Below are 21,435 nucleotides of genomic sequence, written 5' to 3'. Positions count from 1 at the left end.
CGGTTAGTTTAGAACAAACCGTTCAATTTATTTCTAGAAGATATATTTTCCCCCTACAACAACTGTAATTCCGTTATTTGGATAATAAACAAAGCGTTGATAATTCTGTCCAATCAAATTATATCCATTTGCAAAAGCAGAAATTTGGTCAGTAAATTTATAAGAAACCGAAATACTCAAATCATTTATTGGTTTCAAATCATAAGTTGTTTCAGAAACAGGGTTTTGAGTTTTGATTCCAAAAAGCTGTTGTAATGTAAGCTCTGTTTTGAGTTTTTCTATAAACGTATAACCCACACTCAAACTTGTTTGAAAACTAGGACGGTGATGAGCAACATCCAAATCAGTAAGTGAGTAACCAAAATAATTAGCTGACAAACGAGCGTTCAAACTATTTTTTTGATATTCAGACGAAACTCCTAAACGTAAAACATTTACTTTATCATACAACAAACCAAATTGTGAAGAATCTGATACAGAAGGAGCAAAAAATGGCATATTATCATACATGGCAAAACCAATTTCTGCATTTGCTTTTAGATTTTTATTGATTTTTGCTTGAATGGCTAAGTTTGCATCAACTTGCGAAAAAGTATGACTAAGTGGTTGAACAGAAGCTAAAAAAGGATTTTGAACAGTCAGCATTCGCAAAAATTGAGGTTTCACTCCTCCACTTATCTCTCCTAAAACCCAAAGTTTATCTTTAGTAATTTGATAAGAAAAATCAATGTTTGGATAGAAAAAAAGAGTATTTCCAGTTGAGTTTTCTAGTAAAGAATCTGAACTATATGCTATTCCAGCCCCTACATTTAATGTCAAATTTTCAACAGAAAAATTATAAGAAGGCACAAAACTAACTAGTGTTCTATCATTTGTTAGTTTGATAGTCTGATTGTCTATATTTAGAAAATTACTTTTCTGCCCAGTTTGATGCAATTGTGTTTCTATCTTTAATTTTGATTTTTCAGAAATAGAATACAAAACTTTACCTAAAATAGGTATTTGCCATTCGCTTACATTATCTCTTGCAGCAAAATAATTAAATCCTACAGAAACTTTATAAGCTAATTTATCAGCACTAGAATCTCCAAATTCATCTTTTTTAGGAAGCGATGACATATCAATTTTGGTTTCTAACCTGTGATAAGTTTGCCTAATATCTCTTTTGTCTGGAGCTTCTATATTTTGGTCATAACCATAATAATGCACTCTTTCCAAATTATAATTGATAGAAGAAGCTAAGACAAATTTCTCTTTTTTATGTTCTGCAAAAAGCAATAGGTTTGTATTTCCATAACCTGAATTTTGACCATCAACAACGCCATTCATAGATGAAAGATGATGAGCAAAAACGCCTAATTTATTCCTCTCATTAAAATCACGACTATAAAATCCTTCAAAATAAGGGGTTATATAATTTCCCAAACCAGCCTTTACATAGTTTCCCAAAAGCTCTTTCGGAATTGTTGGTGCAAGTTCGTTCGGAATTTCTCTAAAAGTAAGTCTATTAAAAGTCATTGTCTCGCTAAAATCAATCTCTGCATCCTTCGAAACTTCTAAAGTTGGAAGAGGAGTAATTTCAGCATTTGTTTTGATAGGAGGTTTTGCAATCAATTCGAATTCATTGGTTTTACGCACCTCAACATTTTCTTCCTCTAGTTCAGCTTGACCTTGAGCCAAAACTTCCTGACCAAAAATCAATGAAAAAACGGTCAGTAAAGGAATGAAAAAGTAAACGGTAAATATTTTTGTAGCTGTTTTTTTCATGCTGGAATTAAGCTATTTTTTGGTTGGGATAGAATTTTCAAATTAATTTGTTGTTAGTTATAATACCAACAACAAATTATTTAATTATTATTGTAGGGTATTTTTAGTTCAATAACAAAGCTAGTTTATTTGCTTTCTGTTGTGTTTCTTTCTGTTCTGCAAATTGATTTCTCAAATCTTTCAAAATTGATTTTGCGCTTTGATTATCTCCAATCGTGTGCATCAGTTTTGCTAGTTCATAGAGAGCTTCAGAAGCATATTTTGGACTTGCTTGCCTATCGTTTCCTAATTTTGAAAAACCTTCAATAGCCTCATCTACTTGCTGTTGTCCTGCCAAAATTTTGTTTTCATACAAACGAATAAAGTCACCATTTGCATTTGCTTTTTTATTACGAATAATAGCCAAATAATCATTTGCTGTTGCGTAGTCTTCTTGCATACAATACGTTTTGGTTAGTTTTTCCCATGCCATTACACGCATCGCATCAGTAGGAGCTATTTTTGCCAAACTTTTATAATTTGTGATAGCACTATTGTAGTTTTCTCTTTCAAACTCAATATCTCCTATATCAGAAAGCGCACCTGTTTGAAGCTTTCCTCCTACTCGTTGCAAATTACTTATCGCTTGAGGATTATCGCCATATTTTTGGTAACTTTTACCTAAATAATAATAAATACGATCATAATAAACCGTTCCTGCAATTTCGTTATTACTAACAATACTTCTAAATTGAGCTATGGCAGCTGATAACTGATTATTTTCATAAAGTTTAAACCCTGTATCAAACTCTTTCTCAAGGGCAGCAGTAGCATTTGAGTTAGTAGGATTAGAAATACTATTTGTAGTAGTATTAGGATTATAATTGGGATTATGGCTTGCATAGATATTTCTAAGTTCTTGCAAATTTGCAACTTCAACTCCATAAAATTCTGGAAAATTTCCTAAAGAACTCAAAGCAGAATTTGCATCTTTAGTAGTGGGATAGTTTGTTATCAATGTGGTATAATCATTAATTGCATTTTTATACCTTTTGAGTTCTGCTTGTGCATTTCCACGACTAAATAAAGCTTCACTTAATTTTTCACTTTGAGGATAACGTTTAATAAAATCGTTTAGAAGAGCTATCACTTCTTCACGCTTTCCTTGGCTTTCATACATTTTAGCCTTCATAATCTGTGAATATTGGGCATATAAAGAGTTAGGTGTTTGCATTACTTTATCAAACTGATGCATTGCTTTTGAATAATCGTTTTGAACAAAATAAATCTGACCTAAAGAAAAATTAATATACTCTGTTTCAGAATCGCCCAAATTTAGAGCTTTCATAAAATTAATTTCTGCTTCTTTATAATGTTTATTGGCAGCATAAATAGTTGCTACACGAGTAAGTGCATCTACAGCTTTTTCTTTTACAATTCCTGTCGGAGTAGACAAATATTCTTCCAACAAAACAAGTGATTGTTGTTTGGCTGCACTACTATAACTTGCTTTATTAAAATTGATAACTCCCATTCCGTATTTTGCATCAGCATAAAAACGACTTAAAGAAGGAATTTTTTTGTAATAAGATTCAGCTTCACTTACTTTTTGAGTATGTAAAAAAGCTTCTGCTGTATAAAAATCAATAAAGTTTTGAAGAGAATCATTGAGTTGTACCTCATTTTTGAACTGATTCATCATTTCATTCATCTCATTATAAGAAGACTGATTGAAAAGTTCTTTGATAGATTGTAAAGCCAAATGAACATACATTTCTTTAATTTGCTCTTGGTTTACAGTAGTTTTTTTGTCTTTCAAGTATGCCATAGCTGTTGTAGAACTCTGCATAGCTGCTAAAGCATTAGCTGTAAATAGAACTACTTCTGGCAAATAAATACTTTGAGAAAATTTCTTTTCAAATTTTGCACTCTCTGTAATCAGGAAATCATACTCTTCTGATAAATACAGATTCTTTAGTTTAGAGTAATATGCTTTTTCAGCATCAGACGGATTGTAGGCAGCTAACTCATCATAAGTAGAAGCTGCTTTTTTATAATTATTTTGTTTCTCATAAATGCTTGCTTTCATAAGTAAAATGGGCGAATAAAAAGTGCCACCAGCAAGAGAAGAAGTTTGATAATCTAAAAATTCGTCATATTTTTCTGTCTCATAAAGTGTATTGAGATATTGATAAGCCACTGAATCTGAAAGCTGTTTGCTATTGCGTTTATAACGTCCAAACCATTCATAAGCCAAATCAAATTCCTTATTGAGATATGCACATTGAGCAGCATAATAAAAAAGTTCTACATCATGTTTTTCGTTGGCGATAGAGGAAAGAAAATCACTCAAACCTTGACATTCTTCTAAGCTATAATAAGATTTAGCAATCAGCTTATTTGCACTTTCTGTATATTTTGCATCTAATTTTGCTTGATTTAGGTATTTTATAGCTTGTTCAAAACTTCCTAGCTCATAATTTATAAACCCTATATAATAACTAGCTTGAGCATAATACTCATTATTTTTAGATTGTAGAGATGAAAATGTCTGTAAGGCTTCTCTTTTTCTTCTAATTTTGAAATAAGAATATGCCAAACGGAAATTAATTTCTAGTTCTTCTTTTTCAGTAGGGCGAGATTTTTCTAAAGGGGCAAAATAATAAACTGCTCGTCGATAATTTCCTTCTTCATAAAAAGAGTTTGCTAAAGCGAGTTTAAGATTATCAGCATACAGAGTTTGTTCATATTGATTGATAAACTCAATACTATTTGCCTCTGAATATGATTTTTTGAGGTAGAGTTCACACAATCGTAGATAATAAATAGCTTCTACTGTTTTAGTAGATTCGGTCTGGGGGACAACAGAAGAATTCTCAGAGGTGAGATAAGACGAAAAAGTTTTTTGTGCAGCTTCATAATGTTGCTGTTCAAAGAGATCAAGTGCATTTTGGAAGGTGTTTTCTAGTGGGTTTGAACCGATACCTGTATGATGTTGGGGAAAAACATACGAACATGGCAAAAAGAATACTAAAAAAAGGGACACACACATTCCTACCACACTTTTTAGTAGGTTTTGGAAAGGCATATTTGAATTATTATAAAGTAACAGGAATAGGATATTTTTAAGAATGTCGTATTTGGGACAGTTCTTTATACTGCAAATTCGTCTATTTTCTTAATTTTTGCAAATCTTATTTATTTATTTGATGTAGATAAAATTTTGATTATAAGAAATTTATTATTTAACAAAAATGCTATTTAAATAATTTTAAATATATAAAATATTTTTTTATTCAAATCTAGTTAAGTAATAATAATGTTTTTTTATACGAAATAATGAATAATCTTAACCATTAATTTGATGTTAAAATTTATGAATATACTAAATAATTAAGAAAAATAGAAAAAAAAATAAAGTTACTTATCACTTAAGTTAAGAAATCTATCCATTCTTTGTATAGTTTCTGCACAGGTAGACCCATTACATTAAAATAACTTCCGTTTATTTTTTCTATACCTATCATTCCAAGCCATTCTTGCGCTCCATACGATCCTGCTTTATCAAAAGGTTTGTATTTTTGGATATAATAGTCTATTTCATTTTGGCTTAATTCTTTAAAAAACACTTCTGTTTCATCTGAAAAGCTATGTAATTTGGATTTTGTACAAATACAAACCCCTGTAATTACTAAATGTTTTTTTCCTGAAAGAAGATTAAGCATTTCTCTAGCTTCAACTACATTTTGAGGTTTATTTAAAATCTTATCTTCAATTACTACAATTGTATCAGAAGTAATTAAGACTTCATTCAGAAAATCTACATCATTTTCTTTTAATTCTTCTTGTTGTGCTACTGCTTTTCGTTCAGCTAGTTTTTGGGCTACCTCTTTTGTCTTCCAACTGGGTAAAATATCCTCGTTTACGTCTTTTACACGCTGTTCAAACTCTATATCCATAGAAGATAAAAGTTGTTTGCGACGTGGCGACTGCGAACCCAAAATGATTTTATAGTGATGCAAAAGATGATTTAGAAGCATATTTTTTGGAATAGAATGTTATACTCAAGGAGTTAATCAACTCAAAGGAAATAAATTTTAGTGAAAATAAAAACTTGAGTCTATGAATTTTTGATAGGTTTGTTATCTTTAACCTTAAAAATGGCGTACATTTGGGTTTATTAAAAATTAGTTAACTTTTTAAAGCCTCAAAAGATGCAAAAATGTCCAAGTTGTGCTTGTCCGTATGGATATGCTGTAAGTGATGATTTATATAACTGTCCTGAATGTTCGTTTGAATGGAATCCGAATGACACAGAAACAGCAAAAAATGAAGAAAGTAGTGAAGAAAATATAGTTATCGATGCAAATGGAAATCCTCTACAAGATGGTGATGATGTTGTCATTGTAAAAGATTTACCCGTAAAAGGCGCACCCAAACCTATAAAAGCGGGTACAAAAGTCAAAAATATCAGAATTACAGATGGCGACCATAATATTGATTGTAAAATTACAGGATTTGGAAGTATGGCTCTCAAATCTGAATTTGTAAAAAAGGCTTAGGTTTTTGAATTACGGTAGGTTAGGATTGGTAAATGATTGATGAAGATAACAACTTCAAATTTCTTTTTCCAATGTCGTTGTTGATGTTTTAGCGAAGCAACACCAACAACCCAATAATATCCAATTCCTACTTCGTCCAGTTCTCTGTCTTTAATTCATCTATTCTACCAAAATGCTTGTTGTTATTGGTTGTCAGAACAAAATTTTCAACGATAGCTGTTGCAGCAATCAAAATATCGTTGTGGGCAATACTATTTCCTTCACTTCTTAGTTGTGTATAAATTTGTGCTGCTTTCTGTGCTACTTTTTTGCTGATTGGTAGAATAGTATGATTATTCAAAAACACTTCAATTTCGGCTGTTCGTTCTTTTGTATCTCCAAAATAAAGTCCATTCAAAAGCTCATAATAGGTAATAATACTGATGTTGATTTTTTGATTTTCCTTCAAGTATTCATTTACTTTTTGAGTTACTTTTTTTTCATTCTTTTTCTCATTTCTCAAAAAAAAGGACAGTGTATCTGTATCTAATAAGAAAGGTTTCATCTATTTTTTTAAATAGTCTTCTGTTGTATAAATTGCATTAATTACAATATTTTTATTTTCGCCTATTACAAACTCACTCAATCCGACATGAGATTTGTTTTTAGGATTCCAATCATACGTATAACCGAGCTGTGTCCAAGGATATTTTTCATCTATTCGACACTGATAATAACGACTAACTCTATTCTCGTTTACCCAACTCATATACGAAGTATCTGTATTTTCAGGGAAGCATAAATCACATTTATTATCTGTAATTTCACTATCAGGGCAAGGGCGAAATAAATCTTGAGGCTTTACCCAAATTTCGACAAAATAACTATAAGTAGCATTTGGTGGCAACCCTAATAATTGTTTGAGTCTTAGATTTACACTTTTAGTCTTTTCTTTTTTCATTCTCTCTACCAACTCTGGTGCTGTTGTAACCCATATTGGATAATTTCCAGTATTATAATGAGCAGAATCTAAATATTTTTCATAGTATGAAACATTTTGTTTCCAAGTAACCATTAAGATATACTCTTCATCATTAATTGTTTTTCGAATCAAATTAGTATTTTGAGGAGTAATAGCAACTAAATTAGTATAAACTTTTTCCACAGAAGGCGACATAGAACTTTCTATAGATTTTTGATACAACACAAATTCTCTATCATAAGTAATTTTACCATCAGCTATTTTTACAGATTGACAAGCTCCCAAAAATAGAAATGCAATAAAAAAGAGTAGCTTAAAATTTTTCATAGTAAGAAAGTTAAGTGTGAATAGATAACAATCTAATTAGAAAAATAGTTAATTCAAAGTAAGAAATCAATCACAATAATTTATAAAAAGAAGAAACCTATTCAGATTAATCTAAATAGGTTTTTTGGGTTTATAAAAAATAAATTGCTTCTTATTATGAAAAATAAGCTACATTTATTATGGTTTCAAAAAGCTATAATTTTCGCTAAAGTTTATCATTTGTTCTGCAAAAGAAGTGGAATAGCGAATCTTTACATCTTTGATTTCTTCGCCTTCCATGACAGGCTCAAGAACAGGTTGTAAAAATCCAGAATAAGGTGCTAGATCAAACTGTGCATAACGCTCTTTTACTTCTTTAAGCATTGCTGCATCTACTTTTACGCCATATCCTTCTACTAATTTTTCGGCTGATGCATAATCACCTTCTGATTTGAGTCGCTGAATTTCTCTCAAAAGCTCTCCAAAAATAACACGTAATTTATCATAATCATTGACTAAGAAATACGTTTTGTCATCGATTACTTTTTTCTCAATTACGTTTTCAGCTTTTCCTTTTTCGTATGCCCATTTTGCAACTAATTGACGGTTACGCATGTGGTCTTCTTCAATATCTGCACCTTCATCAAGACGACGAAGTTGTAGCATCATTCCATTCATGATATAAGAATCGTACTCAGCTTTTCCAGCTTCAATAGAAGGTAAAAGACCTAATTCTACTAATTTTGGGTCTAAAAGATAGTATAAAGCCACCAAATCAGCACGAGCTTCTTCCAAAGTAGAAGAGTAGTTTTTGAGTGTTTCTTTTGGTGTTCCTACTCCTTTGTTGATTTGTCCAGAAGCGTGTCCAATTACTTCATGAAGTGCTGTGTGCATTTTTCCACCTACATCTCCATATTCTTTCTGACGATTTTGCAGTTCTTCGGTTGGATAAAATTCGGCAGTCGTTTTTCCTCCCGATGCGTGATTATAGGCATCCTCAATATTTCCTAAAGAAACCGACTTCGAACCATACTGTTTTCTAATCCAGTTTGCATTTGGAAGATTGATTCCGATAGGCGTAGAAGGGGCAGCATCTCCAGCTTCATTGACAACTGTAATGATTCTATATGTAACACCTTTTACTTCTTTCTTTTTGTGTTCGTCCATAATGGAAGAATTATCTTCAAAATATTGTGCATTTTCTGACAAAACAGCCATACGTTTTGAGGCTTCTTTATCATCCATAAAAATTACAGATTCGTAGTTTGCACGATAACCAAGTGGGTCTCCATAGACTTCAATAAATCCATTAATAAAATCAACGTTAGTATCAGTTGTTTCTACCCAAGCCATCGACATTTCATCAAAGGTTTTCAAATCACCTGTTTTGTAATACTGAACAAGCAAATCAATTACTTTCTTTTGGTTAGCAGATTCGGCAACTGTTGAGGCTTTTTCTAACCAATAAACCATTTTTTCTAATGCTGCTGCGTATTGTCCACGTTTTTCGGCTGTTCCGATTCCATATTTGTATTCGTAAACGCCGTCTTTTTGTAGTCCTACAAGTGCATTATCAGGAGTAGTTCCTTTTATAAGTTGAGAATTCAGACCATACGAAATAGGTGTTTCATCATTCGGATTGGCAAAACTTTTATAGAAATTTTCTACTTCTTTTTGAGAAAGATTTTCATAAAAATTAGCTGCCGAAGTTTTAACTAAATCTTGTCCTTTCGTTTTGTTTACTTTCTTTCCATCGACGTTTGCATCAAAAATAACAGGCTTTAACATGGCTAAAAATGCAGTTGCATCTTGTCCTTCTTGCATTTCAAAACCAGCTTCTTCTGAGTTAGCAACTAAATTTTCAAAAAACTCATAAGAAAATTCAGGCATTATTTTTTTTTCTGAATAATGATGGTGAATTCCGTTAGAAAACCAAACTCTTTTTAAATAGGTTTCGAATTGTTGCCAATCTTCGCCAGATTTATCTCCGTTGTAAGTTTTATAGATATTCTCTAATGTTTTTCTGACCAAAAGATTGTGTTTGTAATTTTGGTCATACGTAATATCACGTCCACTACGCCCAGCTTCTGAAAGATAATAAAGAAGTTTCTTTTGAGAAAGAGGAAGCTCATCAAAACCTTTTACCTCGTAACGCAAGATTTTTATATCAGCAAAACGCTCCCCATCATAAGGAGGAATTTCTTCTTTTTCAGTAGTTGTTACAACAGAATCTGCTTTTACTTCTGTTGTGTCAGTTGGTTTTTTATCACCACAAGCAGGCAAAAACACTACGCCTGTACAAAAGGCTGCCAAAAGTCCATAATAGGAAATTTTGGATTTTAATTGGACTAAATTCATTTTTTATAAGGGTTAGTTTAGCTTCGCTGAGGGCTAAAGCCGTTGTTGTATAGCTATTTAATAAATCAAATGAGCTTTAAATTTGAGGTAAGTTAGTGTTTTTCTGTATTTTTTGAAAATGAGTGTACTACTGTGCCATAATATAATTAGATGTAGAAAATAGTTTTTGAAAAAGCCTTGTATTTAAACCTTAAGAGTCTTAAAGAACATTAGGGTTTAAAATTTAATATAAAGCCAACAAAAAACGCACAGAATATATGTTCTGTGCGTGTTTATTGCTCTTAAATTATCAGTATGAGTCTACTCTTTAATAACGTGAGTAAAAAATACTTCTTCTTTAGTAATGACTTTCAAAACATAATTTCCAACTGGCAATTTAGCAAGATGTAAGTATATGTTTCCATTTATATCTAATGGGATTTGCTTTCCTTCATAATGCAAACGAATATTTCCAAAACCATCACTTAGAGTGACAATTGTATTCTCATCTAGTTGAGGATACAAACTTTCTAGCTCTTCATTTTTACACTCTTGACAATCCACTTTGAATATTGCTGTAATATCAGATTCTGCTGGATTTGGATATGCGTTTAATTCTACTTTACCATTGAATCCATCACAATCAATAATTCTACCATTCATTTGTACTACTGTATGTACAATAGTTCTTGTTTCAGTCGTACCACAAGCATTTGTAACTCTATAAATTAAGGTAGTAGATTGATGTGGGAGATTAGGCGCACGCACTTGTCTAAAACCAAAGGCATCAGGAGCACCTATTACAAATGCTGGATTTGTACTTATCCATTCTTGTCTATCAGCAGCAACTAAAGGAAAATTAGCTTTATCTAACCTAGCTCTGATTTTGAAAGAAGAATTAGGACAAGTTTCATTTTGTGCATTTAAACCTGCGGTTTCTACATTTATGGCTGCTAAAGGCACTTTTCCAATTCGCATTTCTCGTTCCACAGTTACACTACAGCCTGTTCGGTTACTAGTAACTACAGCCTGAAGTGTATAAACCCCACTAGAAAAAGGAGTAACAAAACTAACTGTAGGTGCTCCTCTTGAAGGCAAAGGAAACAAAGGCAAGCTAGAGCCATTATCGAAAAGAATACTATAACTCCAAGAAACAGAAGTATTGGCAGGAACATTAAACAAACTCACTACATTAGATTGATTTGGACAGATAGTTCTAGGAAAATCATCGCCAAAACGAGGAACTGGAGAAGTAGCCAAAACGGTATAAGTTCCAAACTGATTCAATGCTTGATTTCTACGCACTCGCAAATACAAACGATTTGGATTATTAACAATATCACAAGGAATAGAAATCTGCCATCTTGTTTGATTGGGAACAGCAGACGAAACGATACGAGTTAGTAGTTGTGTTTCAACAGAAAGCCCTCTATCTTCTCCTGCATTAAAAACCTCTATATCCTCTATAAAGTTAGCAATAGTAGATTCCACTGTAATTATATAATCATCTATAACTCCATTTGGAGGTGTTTCGATAGGAATCCAATCGGTATTATCTATTACTTCATTGTAGATATTTTTATGGAAAGTATGAAGTTGTGGAATATTCAAATGTAATAAATGTTCTTGTTCTAGTCCACGTCTATTTGTACTTAATGCTCCACTAACAGTATTATTAGGCTCATAAATATCTACTTGTCTTCCATTCAAATCTATTCGCCACCTTCCAGACCTTCCTCTTGGTGTATGTAATAAAGTTGACCACATTACACCTACTTGCGTCTCTGTAAATGTTTTGCGACAACTTCTATTTCCGTATGCCATATAATTATCACCTAGAGGATGAAAACGCTCTCCCCAATAATCTTTTTTGTTACCTGTATAAGTACAAGTTGCAGTATTTATATTGTCTGTCAGTTTTGGGTCTGCTTCTGTATCACACAAAAAATCTCCTGTATAAGAACAACGTTTTACAATAGGTAAAAAAAGCAGATTTACAGGAAAAACCAAACAAGCAGGGTCACCTGTCGCACCACGAGTAACAGGCTCACGTAAACACCATGTATTTCCTGCTGTAAACTGATGGGTATGAAATAAACCCAAATAATGACCTAGCTCATGTGCCATAGAAGTAGCTGAGTTCCTACTAGCATATCTATTACGCTCCAAAACAATAAACTCTTTTGCTAAACCACTAAAATAGGTATCACCTCCAGTAGTAATATATACATTTATCGCTTTGTCATCATAGTAAGCTGAATTGCCCGAACCACTTAAAAACAGCAAAATACGTGCAGCAGAAGGAGAAGTATTCTGAAAAACTACCTGCCTTGAACCCTTCATATAAAACTGAATACCTGAAGGAACTTCTGTACTACGAAAAGCATCATTGGCATCATCTACTAAGCGTTGGAGTTCTAATTCTTGAGGTAAATCATCATCTTCTCCATCTTTTAACAAGTTTGCAGGGTCAGAATTATTACCAGTAGTAAAAATCCAAAATCGAATAGGAATGCGCCATTTGATATCAGGCACAATACGAGAATATTGTGAGGGAATACCGTCGACACCTCTCACACTATCCATAAATGAAGGTAAATAATCTGGATTTCCAAACCATGGTAGGTTTGCAGCCTCTTGTATATCCACATCAGGCGTAGCACAATCTTGTGCTTTAGTAGTAAAACTACATAGAAATAGAAAAATGAAAAAGCTAGTTTTTACGAATTGTAGCTGCTGGAATTCCTGTATCATTAGTTGTTGATTCAATAAGTTTATTATTATAAAAGAAACGTCCGTAGTCAAGTAAATATTTACAAGTTTTTTTATTTACTCTATACTCATGACGGATGGTATCAGTATCTTGAAAGGATAAATAAAGATAATAGGTTTTTGTAATATCCTCTTCTTTAGGGGTGTCTCTTTCTATGTAAACAAGAGAGCATCTACCTCCTACATCAGCCATAAAATCTTCGACGATATTATAATTCTCGTCATAAAGTTTTACACTGTCTTCATGGATATAACCAAATGCTCCTATTATTGGCTGCCAATTATTAGGAGAGCGTTCATAGCGAAGAGAAAAATTTTGCCTTTTTTCTCCATCATCATCGCCATACTGGTCTGGACAGGAGCTACACCCCCAAAAGGATAAAATAGCCATCCAAAAGGCTATTAATTTTAATTCTTTCATTTTAATTGAGTTTTAGTTTATTAAAAAAATGCGAGTGCAAATGTAGGGTTTTGTTTTATAAGTAAAAATATTTTATCATAAATTTTATTTGTTTTGTAATACTATAGACAAAAAAATAAGGCTAGATTGCCTTTGTACAAAGTATTTTAATATAACCTTGCAAACAAAAAATGCTTCGTTTCTGAACAAACGAAGCATTTTTTATAGAAAAACAGTTTTTTTTAATCCCATTTCAAATGACTTCTGACTTCGTCATCTTCTGAATTAGTTTTTTTGATAAGGTTTTCGTCGTCTTCTTCTCTATCAAACTGTGTAAAGTCATAATTTGGCATCAAATCGCTTTTTACATGTTCAACAACTTCTGTAAGTCCTGCTATTATTTTATTAAAATCTTCTTTATATAAGAAAACTTTATGTTTTTCAAAAAAATGACTTCCATTATTACGGAATACTTTTTTGCTCTCTGTTAGTGTAATATAATAATCTTCTTCCCAACGAGTAGGCTTTACGTCTATAAAATAAGTACGTTTTCCAGCACGGACTTTTTTTGAAAAAACGGTTTCATTGTGATAGTTAGGCTTGGAATAATCGTTGTTTTTTTCCTGCTCATCGTCAAAATACTCGCTCATTTTTATTTATTTTTTAAATGGTTATGAAACTCTTTTTGATTAAATCTTTAGAATAGAAATACGCTTTAAGACTTCAAATATATTAAAAACTATTTCTTTTTGAAAAATCAAGACCTGAAAAATAAGGGTTTAGCAAATCAGAGTTCCATTTTCAAGTAAAGATTTGCTATATTTACAACCAAATTTTACATTAGAATAAAGAAGTTGGGATAGCATTCAAGTTCTTTGTAAAATATTCTCAACTAGAAAATAGCCTAAAAAAACATATAAATTAAATATAGACTTGGAACAAATAGAAAATCCAGATGGCAAACAAAGTTCAGCCAAACTCAAAAACTTAGATTACAATACACAAAGAGATGCTCTTGTTTTGAAAGAGTATGGAAGGAATATGCAAAATATGGTGCGTCATCTCAAAACCATTGAAGATATAGAGGAACGTACTCGTGCAGCCGAAACACTTATCAATTTGATGAAGCAGCTCAACCCAAGTGTAAGAGAAAATAGTGATAATATCCATCGAATTTGGGATCACTTATATATTATGGCTGATGGAGAAATTGAGTTTAATAATGAGTTTTTGCCACAAACAGAAGAAGAACGCACCAAAAAACCTGACCATATTGGTTACACCGAAACTCCTGTTAAGTATCGTCATTATGGTAGAAATGTAGAATTAGTAATTGCAAAAGCAGCTGAATTAGAAGATGAGCAAGAAATCATTGATGCTGTCGCTGATATTGGAAAATTAATGAAATCTTTTTACCTTACTTGGAATAGAGATAGTGTAGAAGATGAAGTAATTTTGAAAGACATTAAACGCCTTTCTGGTGGAAAAATAGATATTGATATAGAAATCATTAAAGAAGATAATCTTTTTGAACTCGGAAGCGCACCACGACAACGTCCTCAAAGACAAAGTTCTAGTGATAATCGTTCTCGCTCTAATCGCAACTCTAACTCTTCACGTCCTACTGCTTCAAATAATGCAAGCAATAGAAGAAGAACGCAAGGAGCTAAGAAAAATAGAAGAAACAAGAAAAGAAGAAAATAACCTTCTTATCAACTATAAATTAAAATCACTATCCAACCTTTATTTCAAATAGTGATTTTATTTTAAAAAATATTAAAAGTAAAGCTATTAAAAAAGTTAGCAAACCTTTTTCAACTTTATTAGTTCATAACTTTGTCAAAAAATAGCCAATACGTTTTGTAGTTTTTAAGTCTACAAAAAGCCAAAAAGAAATTATCATCACTTATGCAGTACGAAATAGCTAGAAACATTGTCTTTCAAATCATAAAACGTTGGAAACCAGACGAAGCACACTATAAATTTTCTCCTGTTGCTACATCAGAAGGAATTTCTAGCAGAAGAGAAATGCGTCAATGGGTCGGACATTTACAAGATGTTGGACGTGAAGCACATTTACATTTCATTGAAAAAGAAATTTCAAGAGAAGAGTTAGATGAAGTTCTTTCTGTTACTGCGCTTCCTTTAGTTCTTTTTCAATCTAATGAAGGAAATGCGAACCCTGTTTTGGCATGGCATGGAAAAAAGGATACCATCCATACTATGCAAGAAGATGGTGAGAACTGGAAAGAAAATGATATTGTCAATCATAATGAACTCATCAGTACGCTTGCTTGTAAAGCAGATTTATATGGAGATAGTGAATTATGCCAGCCCAACACAATTTATTGTCTTGTTCCGATGCTTATTGATCCTATTGCTACACCAGAAGAGATAAAAGATAAAGAGCGCACTCCTGCACAGCGTTTGTGGCATTTACTCCTGACTGAAAAACGTGATATTTCTTACACCTATATTTATGCAATGATTGTAGGTTTGCTTAGTCTTACCTTACCTTTAGGTGTTCAAGCTATTATTGGACTTATTTCGGGTGGTCTTATTATCAATTCTATTGTTGTTTTGATTGCCTTTGTGGTAGCAGGTACACTTATTAGTGGAATCATGCAAATTATGCAGATGAGTATTGTAGAGACACTTCAACAACGACTTTTTACTCGTGCAGCCTTTGAGTTTGCTTATCGCATTCCTCGTATTCGTTTAGAATCGATTCTCACGCAATATGCTCCAGAACTTGCCAATCGTTTTTTTGATATTCTAACACTTCAAAAAGGTTTAGCTAAATTACTTACTAGTGTTATTACAGCTCTTTTACAAGTTCTTTTTGGGTTGATGCTTTTGGCTTTTTATCATCCATTTTTTGTATTTTTTGGTTTGTTTTTAGTGGCTGTTTTGGGTCTGATATTTTACTTTACAGGAAAAAGAGGTTTAGATACAAGTCTTTATGAATCAAAATATAAGTATAAAGTAGCATATTGGTTAGAAGAATTGGGTAGAAATCAGAGTGTTTTTAAAATAGCAGGAAATACACTTCTTCCTTTAAAGAAAATGCAAAAGCTACTTACAGGGTATTTATATAAAAGAAAATCACATTTCCGTATTTTAGTAATTCAATATTCAGCTTTTGTAGCCTTTAAAACAATTATTACTGGAGGTGTTTTGATTTTGGGTAGCCTTTTGGTTATCGAAAGAGATATTACTTTAGGTCAATTTGTAGCTTCTGAAATTGTAATCATTTCAGTTATTACAGCAGTAGAAAAAATGATTTTGAATTTAGATGTAATTTATGACACACTTACAGCAGTAGAAAAAATTGGGAATGTAACTGATTTGAAATTAGAAAAAACAAATACGTTTGATAATTTTAATAGAAAAGGTTTTCATATCAAAGCACATGGAGTTTCTTATACTTATCAAGGAAATGATACTCCAACTCTCAAAAATGTAGATTTAGAAATAAAACCTCAAGAATATGTAGGAATTATTGGAAACGAAGGGGCTGGAAAATCTACTCTAATGAAAATCATTACTGGACTTTATGACGAATACAAAGGACATATTACTTTCAATGGTTTTACACTGCGAGATTTAAATATCAAAAATTTACAAGATTACATTGGAGACAATCTTTCTCATGAAGATGTTTTTGAAGGAACACTTTTAGAAAATATCACAGTAGGAAGAGAAGGTTTTAATATGGAATATCTCAATCACGTTTTGGATATAGTAGAACTAATTGATGACATTCAATCTCTTAAAGATGGTCTACAAACACAGATGTTACCTTCTGGACAAGGTTTTTCTTCTACCTTCCAAAAGAAAGTAGTTTTTGCAAGAAGTATGCTAACACATCCCAACTTAATTGTTTTTGATGATTTTTTCTACAACCTAGAAGGTAGCTATAAACGTAGAGTTTTAGATAAAATCTTACAAAAAGATAAATATCCTTGGTCTATTTTTGCAGCTAGTCATGACCCTATTTTATTAGAAAAAATGGACAAGATTTATTTAATGAAAGATGGAACAATTATTAAAGAAGGTACTTTTAATGACCTTTTGAAAGATGAGTATTTTGATGATTTGATTGCAGGTATTTTTGAAAAATAAATATTCTAATTAATCAGAAAACAAGAAAATAGAGTAGCTTAGAAAGCAATACCACTCTTTTTTTTGTAAAAAATGTTGCTAAAAGTGATAATTAACATTTCCAATAGTAGAATAATTTGTTTTTTTATTGTATTTTTGAATCGTAGTGAAAAATATTATCATAGCTAGAAAGCAAAATTCACGATAAATAATTACACAAATTAGCAAACCAACAGTAATTTATTAAATCAGCCTCGCATAAATGCAATACAAAATAATAAACACCTTGTTTAGAGGTTTCTTTTTATCTACTCTATTCTTACTTTTTATAGTAAGTAATACTGTTTTTGTATTTGCTCAAGAAAATGATGAACTAAAATTACCTAAGTTAATAGTTGAACAACTTAGCATAGAAGAAGGATTATCTCAAAATAGTGTGAAAGCTATGTTACAAGATAGTGAAGGCTATTTGTGGATAGGAACAGATGATGGTTTAAACAGATACAATGCATACGACATTACAACTTTTAGGCACAAAAGAGAGGATTCACTTTCTATTATAGATAATCAAATAGAGTCTATCTATGAGGATACCAATCATAATATTTGGATAGGAACAATAGCTGGAGTTTCTGTGTTTGACCGTAAAACTCAAACGTTCAAGTCTTTTTATAAAAAAGAAAATAAACAAAATACATTAGTAAATAATAAGGTAACAGCCATAACAGAAGATAAAGAAGGTTTTATTTGGTTAGGTACTGAAAATGGATTGAGTAAATATGATTACAATAATAATTCATTTACTAACTATGTAGCATCTGAAAATGATAGTCTTTTATTGGGAACTAATAACATAAAAGCTTTAAAAGTAGATAATAATAATAATTTATGGATAGGTACTACTAAAGGATTAAATAAATGGAACAGTGAACGAAAACCACAGCAATTATATCGTTATTACTATACTTATTATACTGATTCAACCAAATTATTTGGAGACAATATATCAGATATACATGTAACACAAAGTGGAGATGTATGGATAGGTACAGCAGGAGGATTCAATCTCTACAAACCACAAACAGATAACTTTGAACGTTTTATTTATAATAAGAGACCAATGTACATTGAGTCTCTTACAGAAGGTTCTAATGGCATTTTGTGGGGGGCAGGAAATGACTATATATATAAATTAGAAGTTGACTCAAAAAATGTTATTCGTTACAGAACCTCTTTAGATGACTTGGGTTCTATGCCTTCTATTGTCAGAACTAAAGAAGGGGTTATTTGGATATCTTCTCGTAATTTAGGAGCTTTAAAGTATGATCCTCTGACAAGTCAATTCAAATATTATTATACTGAAGTTGGTAACAAAAACTCTCTTCCTCATAGAAATGTCTGGACTGCCATAAAAGATGCACAAGGTATTGTATGGGTAGGTACAGATGAAGGACTTTCTCGTATAGATAGAACGGGAGCTATTTCTGAATATTATCATATCAAAAAAGGAGAGGGTAAATATGATTTTCCAATAGAAAGTGTTACAGAAGTTTTTCAGACAAGAGAAGGAGAATTATGGGTAGCTGGTGGTTATACACTTTCTCGTATGACAAGTTTTTCAAAAGAAAAAGGAGCTAAATTTGTAAGTTTAAAACGTGATAGTAATGACTCTACTACACTTCAATCTCCTACTTTAAATATATTACAAGATAAACAAGGAAGTATTTGGATAGGTACTTTTAGTGGTATCTATAAAATGAACCCTTCTTTTAAAAAAGAATTTGGATATGAAGGAGAACGCTTCCTAAAGGAAGTTGCAATCTGGACTAGCTACGAAGATAAAAATGGAATTCTTTGGTTAGGATCAAATCAAGGACTCATAAAAGTAACCCGAGATGAAAACAATACCCCTATTGATTTTAAATACTATAAAAATGACCCTGAAAATCTAAAATCAGTTAGTCATAATACTATACGAGCTCTTGCAGAAGATTCAAAAGGTAATTTTTGGGTAGGAACGACAAATGGTCTGAACTTAATGAATCGTGAAACAGGAGAGTTTGAACATTGGGGAGAAAGAAACGAACTGGCTAATTATGCTATTTATGGAATTTTGGTAGATGAAAAAGATAACCTTTGGATAAGTACAAACTTTGGACTCATGCGTCTTTTAGGAGATGATAGTATAGATGATTCTAAACGAATGACTAACTATAATCCAAAAGATGGTTTACAAAGTAGTGAATTTAATTCAGGGGCATTTTTTAAAGCAGAAGATGGAGAAATGTTTTTTGGAGGTATTCAGGGCTTAAATGCTTTCTATCCTCAAGACATCAGACCTAGTATTTATGTTCCACCTGTTGTTATGACAGATTTCAAAATACTTAACCGTTCTGTAGGTATCAAAAACTTGGGTAATCCAGAATCTCCTTTAACTGTTGATATTTCTCAAACTAAAGAAATAACTCTTACTTACGAAGATAAAGTAATTACTTTTGAGTTTGCTGCAATTAATTATAGGAGACCTGAAAAAACTAATTACTCTTATATTTTAGAAGGCTTTGATAAAGAATGGAATGAAGTTGGAAATCGTCGTTTTGCTACCTATAGTAATCTTCCAGCAGGAAATTATACATTCAAAGTAAAGGCTTCTAATAGTGATGGAATCGAAAATAATGAAGCCATAACTATAACAATAAAAGTGTTACCTCCTTGGTGGAAATCTTGGTGGTTTCTGACTATTGCTAGTATATTTGTTGTTGGAGCATCGATAGGTTTTTATACTAATAGAATGAATGTAGTAAAACGCCAAAATGATAAGCTAGAACGTTTAGTAGGAGAAAGAACTGCTGAAATAGGTCAGCAAAATGTATTACTAGAAAATCAAAAAACAGAAATTGAGCGTTCGTATAGTAATATTCGTGTGCTTAGTGAAATTGGACAAAAAATTACTTCTATTCTTGACTTAGATGCTGTTATTAGTGCTGTTTATGAATATGTAAATGAACTTACTGATGCAACAGCTTTTGGTATTGGTATTTACAATGCTGAAAAGGAGCGTATAGATTTTAGAGGTTTCATAGAAAATGGTCAGCGTATTCCAGATAGCTTTGATAAGATTACAAATGAAAATAAACTATCAGTAGTTTGTCTTACTCGTAATGAAGATATTATCATTAATGATTTTGCAAAAGAACATACTCAATATATCAGCGAAGTTTCCTTAGATAGAGTAGGAGATACATATCAATCTATCATTTATTTACCTTTACTTTTAGAAGGAAAAATTGTAGGTGTGCTGACTGTACAAAGTCATTCTACAAATGCTTATTCTAGAAATGACCTTACTATTCTTCGTACTTTAGCTTCTTATATTTCAATTGCTTTAGATAATGCTCGTACTTATACACAATTGGAAGGAGCAAATGATCTTATCAAGACCAAAAATCAAGCTATTATGGATAGTATCCGTTATGGAGAAACTATTCAACATGCTATTCTTCCAGACCCTCAAGATTTTATTAGAAATTTTGAAGATCACTTTATTATTTTTAAGCCTCAAGCAGTAGTTTCAGGAGATTTTTATTGGTCTATTCGTACAGGAAATAAAACCTTTGTAGCTGTTGTGGATTGTACAGGACATGGTGTTCCTGGTGCATTTATGTCTATGATAGGAAATACAATCTTGAATGAGATTGTTACATTACAAAATGTAACAGAACCAGCACAAATCTTAGAAAACTTAAATCAAGGCATTTGGGAAGCACTCCATCAAGAAGATTATCAAAACTTAGACGGAATGGATATTTGTTTGTGTGTAATACAAGATGCAGACGAACTTAATATGCGTGTAGTAAATTTTGCAGGAGCAAAGAGACCTCTATTTATCCTAAAGAATGATAAACTTATAGAAGTCAAAGGAAGTAGAAAATCTATTGGAGGAAGACAAAAAACAGATGCAGATTACGAACAACGTCAGCTTTTATTACACCCTGGAGATATTCTTTATCTTACCACTGATGGTTATGTTGATCAAAACGACTTTGACCGTGTAAAATATGGTACACTTCGTTTCAAAAAAGTATTAGCTTCTTTTACAGGAATGTCTTTACACGACCAAAAAGAAGTGCTATTAGAAGAAATGAGAAATCACATGGGAGAAGAAGAACAGCGTGACGATATAACACTTATTGGTCTTAAAATGTAACTCCTCATACTAAACGCAAACCAACCAAAGAGAGGTTTTA

Annotated in this window: 13 protein-coding genes; 4 read left to right on the top strand and 9 right to left on the bottom strand. The window is 31.9% G+C overall.

All coding sequences use genetic code 11. From position 1 onward, the window contains the following. Window positions 1–33: 33 nt before the first annotated feature. The 3 genes from V9L04_RS10555 to V9L04_RS10545 form a co-directional block, all read right to left on the bottom strand. Window positions 34–1,767: a TonB-dependent receptor gene (locus V9L04_RS10555; RefSeq protein WP_338794083.1), complete on the bottom strand. Its 1,734-nt coding sequence runs from the start codon at window positions 1,765–1,767 to the stop codon at window positions 34–36. 103 nt (window positions 1,768–1,870) lie between these two features. Beyond that, a complete protein-coding gene (locus tag V9L04_RS10550; RefSeq protein WP_338794082.1) occupies window positions 1,871–4,834 on the bottom strand; it encodes a tetratricopeptide repeat protein in 2,964 nt (987 codons plus the stop codon). A 343-nt stretch (window positions 4,835–5,177) separates the two neighbouring features. Next, window positions 5,178–5,786, bottom strand: a complete 609-nt coding sequence (locus V9L04_RS10545; protein ID WP_338794081.1) for a Maf family nucleotide pyrophosphatase — start codon at window positions 5,784–5,786, stop codon at window positions 5,178–5,180. A 174-nt stretch (window positions 5,787–5,960) separates the two neighbouring features. On the opposite strand from V9L04_RS10545, the gene V9L04_RS10540 reads away from it, so the two are divergent. Next, window positions 5,961–6,308, top strand: a complete 348-nt coding sequence (locus tag V9L04_RS10540) for a zinc ribbon domain-containing protein YjdM (RefSeq protein WP_338794080.1) — start codon at window positions 5,961–5,963, stop codon at window positions 6,306–6,308. 127 nt (window positions 6,309–6,435) lie between these two features. Here V9L04_RS10540 and V9L04_RS10535 read toward each other — a convergent pair whose 3' ends face one another. From V9L04_RS10535 to V9L04_RS10510, 6 genes are all read right to left on the bottom strand, one after another. After that, window positions 6,436–6,852 (bottom strand): type II toxin-antitoxin system VapC family toxin, encoded by a 417-nt coding sequence (locus tag V9L04_RS10535; RefSeq protein WP_338794078.1) that lies wholly within the window; start codon window positions 6,850–6,852, stop codon window positions 6,436–6,438. Beyond that, complete coding sequence (locus V9L04_RS10530) at window positions 6,853–7,596, bottom strand: hypothetical protein (protein ID WP_338794076.1); 744 nt, start codon at window positions 7,594–7,596, stop codon at window positions 6,853–6,855. A gap of 177 nt (window positions 7,597–7,773) precedes the next feature. Next, window positions 7,774–9,933 (bottom strand): dihydrofolate reductase, encoded by a 2,160-nt coding sequence (locus tag V9L04_RS10525; protein WP_338794074.1) that lies wholly within the window; start codon window positions 9,931–9,933, stop codon window positions 7,774–7,776. Between the two features lie 300 nt (window positions 9,934–10,233). Then, entirely contained in the window at window positions 10,234–12,666 is a 2,433-nt protein-coding gene (locus V9L04_RS10520) for a hypothetical protein (RefSeq protein WP_338794072.1), read from the bottom strand. Continuing rightward, window positions 12,626–13,105, bottom strand: a complete 480-nt coding sequence (locus tag V9L04_RS10515) for a hypothetical protein (protein WP_338794071.1) — start codon at window positions 13,103–13,105, stop codon at window positions 12,626–12,628. The genes V9L04_RS10520 and V9L04_RS10515 overlap by 41 nt, the downstream gene beginning before the upstream one ends. Before the next feature lie 221 nt (window positions 13,106–13,326). Next, window positions 13,327–13,734 carry a DUF3276 family protein gene (locus V9L04_RS10510; RefSeq protein WP_338794070.1) on the bottom strand — a complete coding sequence of 136 codons (408 nt, stop codon included), beginning with the start codon at window positions 13,732–13,734 and terminating at the stop codon, window positions 13,327–13,329. Between the two features lie 283 nt (window positions 13,735–14,017). Here V9L04_RS10510 and V9L04_RS10505 point away from each other — a divergent pair, with 283 nt between their 5' ends. The 3 genes from V9L04_RS10505 (at window position 14,018) to V9L04_RS10495 (ending at window position 21,395) form a co-directional block, all read left to right on the top strand. Continuing rightward, a complete protein-coding gene (locus tag V9L04_RS10505) occupies window positions 14,018–14,788 on the top strand; it encodes a DUF4290 domain-containing protein (protein ID WP_338794069.1) in 771 nt (256 codons plus the stop codon). Window positions 14,789–14,992: 204 nt separating this feature from the next. Then, on the top strand, window positions 14,993–17,209 hold the full coding sequence (locus V9L04_RS10500; protein ID WP_338794067.1) for an ATP-binding cassette domain-containing protein: 2,217 nt from the start codon (window positions 14,993–14,995) through the stop codon (window positions 17,207–17,209). 241 nt (window positions 17,210–17,450) lie between these two features. Further along, window positions 17,451–21,395, top strand: a complete 3,945-nt coding sequence (locus V9L04_RS10495; protein ID WP_338794065.1) for a two-component regulator propeller domain-containing protein — start codon at window positions 17,451–17,453, stop codon at window positions 21,393–21,395. The last annotated feature ends 40 nt before the right edge of the window (window positions 21,396–21,435 follow it).

Origin of the sequence: Bernardetia sp. MNP-M8, assembly GCF_037126285.1 — a bacterium.
Lineage (GTDB): Bacteria > Bacteroidota > Bacteroidia > Cytophagales > Bernardetiaceae > Bernardetia.
The sequence above is the reverse complement of the archived record's forward strand: the minus strand, read 5'-3'. Positions and strand labels throughout refer to the sequence as shown.